This is a genomic window from Cyanobium sp. BA20m-14, from assembly GCF_024346295.1.
In genome coordinates, this window is sequence record NZ_JAGQCR010000209.1 from 1 (window position 1) to 5552 (window position 5552).

At 63.9% G+C, this 5552-nt stretch carries 9 protein-coding genes and 1 other RNA gene; 7 read left to right on the forward strand and 3 right to left on the reverse strand.

Annotated elements, in window-relative coordinates; genetic code table 11:
- Window positions 1-189: 189 nt before the first annotated feature.
- From KBZ07_RS15415 to ssrS, 3 genes are all read left to right on the forward strand, one after another.
- Entirely contained in the window at window positions 190-1074 is an 885-nt protein-coding gene (locus KBZ07_RS15415; RefSeq protein WP_254932435.1) for a carbohydrate ABC transporter permease, read from the forward strand.
- Window positions 1075-1115: 41 nt separating this feature from the next.
- Complete coding sequence (locus tag KBZ07_RS15420) at window positions 1116-2285, forward strand: 5-(carboxyamino)imidazole ribonucleotide synthase (protein ID WP_254932436.1); 1170 nt, start codon at window positions 1116-1118, stop codon at window positions 2283-2285.
- Between the two features lie 6 nt (window positions 2286-2291).
- A non-coding RNA gene (ssrS, locus tag KBZ07_RS15425) (6S RNA) lies at window positions 2292-2474 on the forward strand.
- 36 nt (window positions 2475-2510) lie between these two features.
- Here the strand turns inward: ssrS and KBZ07_RS15430 are convergent.
- Window positions 2511-3158: an NAD(P)H-dependent oxidoreductase gene (locus KBZ07_RS15430; RefSeq protein ID WP_254932437.1), complete on the reverse strand. Its 648-nt coding sequence runs from the start codon at window positions 3156-3158 to the stop codon at window positions 2511-2513.
- An 81-nt stretch (window positions 3159-3239) separates the two neighbouring features.
- Here KBZ07_RS15430 and KBZ07_RS15435 point away from each other — a divergent pair, with 81 nt between their 5' ends.
- Window positions 3240-3644 carry a hypothetical protein gene (locus KBZ07_RS15435; protein WP_254932438.1) on the forward strand — a complete coding sequence of 135 codons (405 nt, stop codon included), beginning with the start codon at window positions 3240-3242 and terminating at the stop codon, window positions 3642-3644.
- On the opposite strand, the gene KBZ07_RS15440 is transcribed toward KBZ07_RS15435, so the two are convergent.
- Together KBZ07_RS15440 and clpS are read right to left on the reverse strand one after the other, a co-directional pair.
- Window positions 3599-3916 (reverse strand): DUF2103 domain-containing protein, encoded by a 318-nt coding sequence (locus KBZ07_RS15440; protein WP_254932439.1) that lies wholly within the window; start codon window positions 3914-3916, stop codon window positions 3599-3601. The genes KBZ07_RS15435 and KBZ07_RS15440 overlap by 46 nt on opposite strands.
- A complete protein-coding gene (gene clpS / locus KBZ07_RS15445; RefSeq protein ID WP_315860180.1) occupies window positions 3916-4206 on the reverse strand; it encodes an ATP-dependent Clp protease adapter ClpS in 291 nt (96 codons plus the stop codon). The genes KBZ07_RS15440 and clpS overlap by 1 nt, the downstream gene beginning before the upstream one ends.
- A gap of 70 nt (window positions 4207-4276) precedes the next feature.
- Here clpS and petN point away from each other — a divergent pair, with 70 nt between their 5' ends.
- From petN to KBZ07_RS15460, 3 genes are all read left to right on the forward strand, one after another.
- Entirely contained in the window at window positions 4277-4378 is a 102-nt protein-coding gene (gene petN, locus KBZ07_RS15450) for a cytochrome b6-f complex subunit PetN (protein ID WP_197153610.1), read from the forward strand.
- A gap of 20 nt (window positions 4379-4398) precedes the next feature.
- Window positions 4399-4548, forward strand: a complete 150-nt coding sequence (locus KBZ07_RS15455) for a hypothetical protein (protein WP_254932442.1) — start codon at window positions 4399-4401, stop codon at window positions 4546-4548.
- Window positions 4545-5552, forward strand: a 1008-nt coding sequence (locus KBZ07_RS15460) for a radical SAM protein (RefSeq protein ID WP_254932441.1), incomplete at its 3' end; no start/stop codon positions are given. The genes KBZ07_RS15455 and KBZ07_RS15460, both read left to right, overlap by 4 nt.

A 5552-nucleotide genomic window follows, 5' to 3' on the forward strand; every position in this document is an offset into this window, starting at 1 on the left:
CTGCTCCCCCAGGCTGACCAAGGCACCGGTGCCTATTAGCACCGGATAGGGGTTGGCGCTGAGCGCCACCTCGATGGTGCGAATGGCGGTGGGCGCAGCGGTCATGGGAGCGGGCGGGTTGGCTTGCTGGTGTCTGGAGTGGCAGGTCTGCAGCACCTGCCCCCACAATGATGGGACCCGGTGTCGTGCATGTCTCTCTCTGCCCCCCGCACCGCCACAGCCTGGGGTTTTCTGCTGCCAGCCCTAGTACTGATCTGCCTTTCGGTGCTGATCCCGGCAGCGATGGCCCTGGTGATGAGTTTCAGCCAGGCTGGCCTGGATGTGAGCGAACCGCTGCGATTTGTGGGCCTGGCCAACGTGCGGCGGCTGCTGAGCGATCCGATGTTTTTCCGGGTCACCGGCACCACCTTTCTATATCTGGTGGGAGTGGTGCCCCCGATTGTGCTCGGGGCGCTGGCCCTAGCAGTGCTGGTCAACAGCCAGCTGCCCGGGATCCACTGGTTCCGCGGTGCCCTGTATGCGCCCGTGCTGGTGTCGATCGTGGTGGCCGCAATCGCCTTTCGTTGGATCTACGCCGAGAACGGCCTGGTCAATGGCTGGCTTGGAGCCCTGCTGGGTCCAGCCTTTGATCCCATTGGCTTTCTCAGCTCCCCGGTGCTCGCCCTGCCCTCGGTACTGCTGGTCACCCTCTGGAAGGGCCTTGGTTACTACATGGTTATCTTCCTGGCCGGCCTCCAGGGCATCTCCCCCGACCTCTATGAGGCAGCCGCCCTCGATGGCAGTGAGGGCTTGCGCAAGCACCTCGACATCACCTTGCCCCTGCTCAGCCCTTACATCACCTTGGTTGCCGTGATTTCTGCCATCGCCGCCACCAAGGTGTTTGAGGAGGTCTACCTAATGACCCAGGGGGGGCCCGCCGATTCCACCCGGACCCTGGTTTATTACGTCTACGACCAGGCCTTTGCGGAGCTGGAGATCAGCTACGCCTGCACCATCGGCCTGGCCCTGTTCCTGATCGTGCTGTTGCTCAGCCTGGTGCGCTTTCTTTTTGCTGCCGACAAGGGGCTGGCCTGACCGCTGGCCCCTTAGCCTGTTGGATTGGCAATAACTGGGTGATGGCTGATCCGGTGTCAGCACTGGCAGGCTCGGCCGTCGGGGTTGTAGGGGGCGGCCAGCTGGCCATGCTGCTGGCGGCAGCGGCCCGCAGGCTCGAGGTGCCGCTCCATATCCAAACCCCATCGGCCCAGGATCCAGCCGCGGCCCTCGCCACATCGGTGGTTTTGGCCAATCTCGACGACATCTCCGCCACCCGCGAGCTGGCCCGACGCAGCGGTGCGATCACCTTTGAAAATGAGTGGCTTGACCTGCCCGCCCTGGCCCCATTGGGTTTTGAAGGGGTGGTTTTCCTGCCGAGCCTTGAGGCCCTGTCTCCCCTGGTGTGCAAACGCCGTCAGCGCCAGTTGCTGCAGGGTCTGGGCCTGCCCACTCCCCGGTGGTGTGAACTGCCCACCGATGGGGTTTTGCCCGCCGATTTTGCCTATCCCCTGATGGCGAAGCTCGCCAGTGGCGGCTACGACGGCAAGGGTACGGTTGTGCTTGGGGGGCCAGGGGAGCTGGCCTCCCTCCAGACCAGGGTGCCCCAGGGCGACTGGATCCTGGAGGAGATGGTGCCGTTTGAACTGGAGCTCTCCCAACTGGCCTGCCGCGACAGGGATGGCAACCTGCAGTGCTACCCCCTGGTGCAGACCCACCAGCACCAACAGGTGTGTGACTGGGTGCTTGCCCCAGCCCATTTGCCCCAGGCGGTTCAGGCCTATGCCCGCAACATCGCCGCGTCACTGATCACGGCTATCAACTACGTGGGGGTGCTCACGATCGAGTTTTTCTACGGCCCCGGCGGATTGCAAGTCAATGAAATTGCCCCCCGGACCCACAATTCTGGTCACCTCACCATCGAGGCCTCCCACACCAGCCAGTTTGAGCAGCAGGTGCGCATCGTCAGCGGTATGCCGATGGGTTCGGTAGCCCTGCGGGTGCCTGGCGCCTTGATGGTGAATCTGCTCGGTTTCGAGAGTTCTGCCAACGACTACCCAAGCCAGCGGGAGGCCCTGGCTGCCCTCCCTGACGCCAGCGTGCACTGGTATGGCAAACAGGGCTCCAACGCCGGCCGCAAACTGGGCCACATCACCCTCTTGCTTGGCGGAGCCAGTCCCCAGGAGCGGGCGCTGGAAGCAGAGCAGCTGCTGGCTCGGGTGCGCAGCATCTGGCCATTGCCAAGCGCATAGGATGGGTGCGGACTGCTTTGTTGGTGACTGCCTTTTACAGTTTTCTGATCTGACTCCCTTTTCGACATGGGGGTCTGCAGCGGAAGCAACGTAAGCCGGCCTTGCAGCCGGAAACGGCGCCCCGTCCTTGACCCCCCTTCTGGTAACACCAGGTCGAACGCTGGGGCAAAACGGCACGGTGGTCCACCCCCTTTTTAAAATCCTCTTAAAACCCTTTTAAGTCCCTCAGCGCAACTCAATCAACTCGCTGGCGGGATAACGCACCTTGGCTGCGCTGGCGTACTTGTCAGCGGGGTCCCGATAGCCCGCTGCGCACACCACACAGCTGCGGTAAGGGGAATCCTCCAGTTGCAGGATCCGGTCATAGGCCGCCGGATCGAATCCCTCGATCGCACAGGTATCCACCTCCAGCAAAGCTGCGGCCGTCATGAAGGTGCCCAGGGCGATGTACACCTGGTTGCTGGTCCAACGCCCAATCTGCTGGCTGCGGGGCCCCTCGATCAGGTCCACCTCGATCATGCGCCGGTAGGTGGCCAGGGCCCCAGCATCGAGGCCCCGGGTGCTGGCCATGGCGCTCAGCAGCCGATCAGCTTGTTCGGCCCCGATCTGGCGTTCGGCCAGAAACACCACCAGGTGGGAGGCGTTGGTGATCTGGCTCTGGTTCCATGATTCAGGTCGCAGCTGCTGGCGCAGGGCAGGATCGCCGATCACCAGAAATTTCCAGGGCTGCAAGCCGTAGCTCGAGGGGCTCTGCACCAGGGCGTTCTCCAGTGCGGACCAAGTTTCTGCATCGATGCGGCGACTCGGATCAAACAGCTTGGTGGCATACCGCCAGGCCATGGCCTGCTTGAGCTGGTCTGGGGTGATCGGCATCGGGAAGCTGGAACGGCGGTGGGGCCAGGCGCCATTCTGGGGGCCATCGAACCTGCTGCCCGATGTGCAGCCCCTGAGCCTATGAACAGCTTTGATCAGGCTTTTAATTCCCTGCTCTCAATGGCTCCGGGCTCCCTGTTCCCCCGAGCCAGGCAGCTCTACCTGCGCAAATACTCGCTGGAGGGGCCGGATGGTCCCCAGCGTTTCCGCACCTTTCTCTATCAAGAGCAGGTCGAGGAGGAGCCAGAGGGGCTTGTCAGGGTCCGGGGCCTGGCCTTCGTCGTGGTGCACTGGCAGGCACCCCAGACCACCCCACACGACTACGCCACCTATCTGCAGCAACGCTGGCAGCTCCAACTCTCCAGCCTGGGCCTGGAACTGGAAGATGGCAGTTGGTTTCGCGAAGGTGGTGCCTTTGCCCGCTTTCAGGCGCCGGCGCTCTACGAGCGCCGGCCCTCGGGTGCACTGCTGCTGGATGGGTCCTGATCGAGTAGTTGGTCCAGTGCTTGCTGGAGCTGTTCTTTGCTCCAGTTGGTCACCACAAACACCTCCTGGACGCTGCTGCCCCGGCGCGCCACCAACTTGTGGCCACCGGTGATCTCGGTGGACACCCGTAGGCGCAGCTGGGGGCTCCGCCCCCGCACCCGAGAGATCACCGCGGGGGTGACAGTGGCAATTCCCGGCAAACTTGCCAGCCGCTGAAGCAGGGGGATCAGGCCCTCGATGTAGGTGCTGTGGGTGATCACCACCCGGCCCATCAGCCCTGCTCCAAAGGTGCCAGGGTCAGGCCCTCGGCGCCGAGTTGCTGGTGGTAGAGCTCAGCCTGCTCCTGGGGGCCGCACCAGACCACAGCGGAGCCCTCGCCGTCGATGCGGTGGGCCAGTTCCCAGGCCTGATTTGGCTGCATGGCGGGGATGTAGCGCACCAGGCACTCCACCACATGCTGAAAGGTGTTCACATTGTCGTCGAGCACCACCACCTTGAAGCTCGGGTAGCTCTGGCGAACCCGCTGTCGCTCCTGAACGGCGCCTGGGGAGATCGTTGCCACAACCAAAACTTATCAGGAGCGGATGGCCCCAAGCCTAGGTAAACTGGGGACAACTACGAATGGCAGCGCCATGTTGATTAGCTTTGGCTGGGCTTCGCTGGCGGCCCTGTTCAGTTTCTCGATTGCCATGGTTGTCTGGGGCCGTCATGGCGACAACAGCATCAAATTCTGATACCGAGCTGGCGTCCTTCGGTGCCTGAGCTGCCCATCCCCTCCCAGGTGCTCTCTGCAATCGCAGTGCTGCTCCTGCTTTTCGTCAGCGGGGGGGTGATCTACCTCTCTACGGTCGAATGGCGTGATCGCCGCCGGCGCAGGGCACTGCAAGCCAAGCGCCCTAGATGACTGAGCCCTTGCCCGCCGGGCTGGCTCCATGGGCCTGGCAGAAGGCAGCCCATCTGTTGGTGCCAGCCCCGGCGGCCCCTGGCCCCAGCACCAGCACCAACCCTGGGCGCACCCCTGACTTGGCCCACCTGCTCGAAGCTATTGGGGCAGCCCATGCCGACGGGCTGGCTCCCCACGGTTATGCCCCCCATGACCTGGCCCCCCTTGGTCTGGCCCTTTTGAGCCGCTTGCCGACGGAGGGGGATGACGAACAGTTGCGCCTGGCTGCAGATGCCCTCCGCGCTGATATTGCCGGCGACACGGTCACCTACGTGGTTAACCGCAATCTCAACGTCTCCAATCACTGCGTCAAGCACTGCAGCTTCTGCGCTTTTCGCCGCGATGCCGGGGACCAAGGGGCCTACTGGCTCAGCGAGGCCGAGCTCGAAGCGCGGGCAGCGGAAGCCCAACAGCTGGGAGCCACGGAGCTCTGCATCCAGGGGGGGCTTAACCCCGCCGCGACGATCAATGGCAGCCAGCTGGCCTATGCCGAGCGCCTGTTGGAAATACTGCAGCGGGCAGCTCCGGGCATTCATCTGCATGCCTTCTCACCCCAGGAGCTCCTCTTCTTCGCCCAAGAGGATGGGCTGGAGCTCGATGTGGTGCTCAAGCGACTACAGGCAGTGGGGTTGGCATCCATTCCGGGCACGGCGGCCGAGGTGCTCAGCGAGCCCGTGCGGCGGGTCCTTTGCCCCGAGAAGCTCTCGGCTCGCGCCTGGGTTGCCGTGATGCTGCAAGTGCATCGGTGCGGTTTAGCCGCCACCAGCACCCTGATGGCGGGACACATCGAGTCGCCCGCCGATCTCGTCGCCCACCTGCTCACCCTGGTGGCCCTGCAATGCCATGCCTGGCAAAATCAACAGGCCGGGTTCAGTGAATTTGTACTGCTGCCCTTCGTCGGTGCGGCGGCACCGGCCGCCCTGCGGGCCAGGGTCTCCCGGGACCCGCCAGAGCGAGCGGCGATG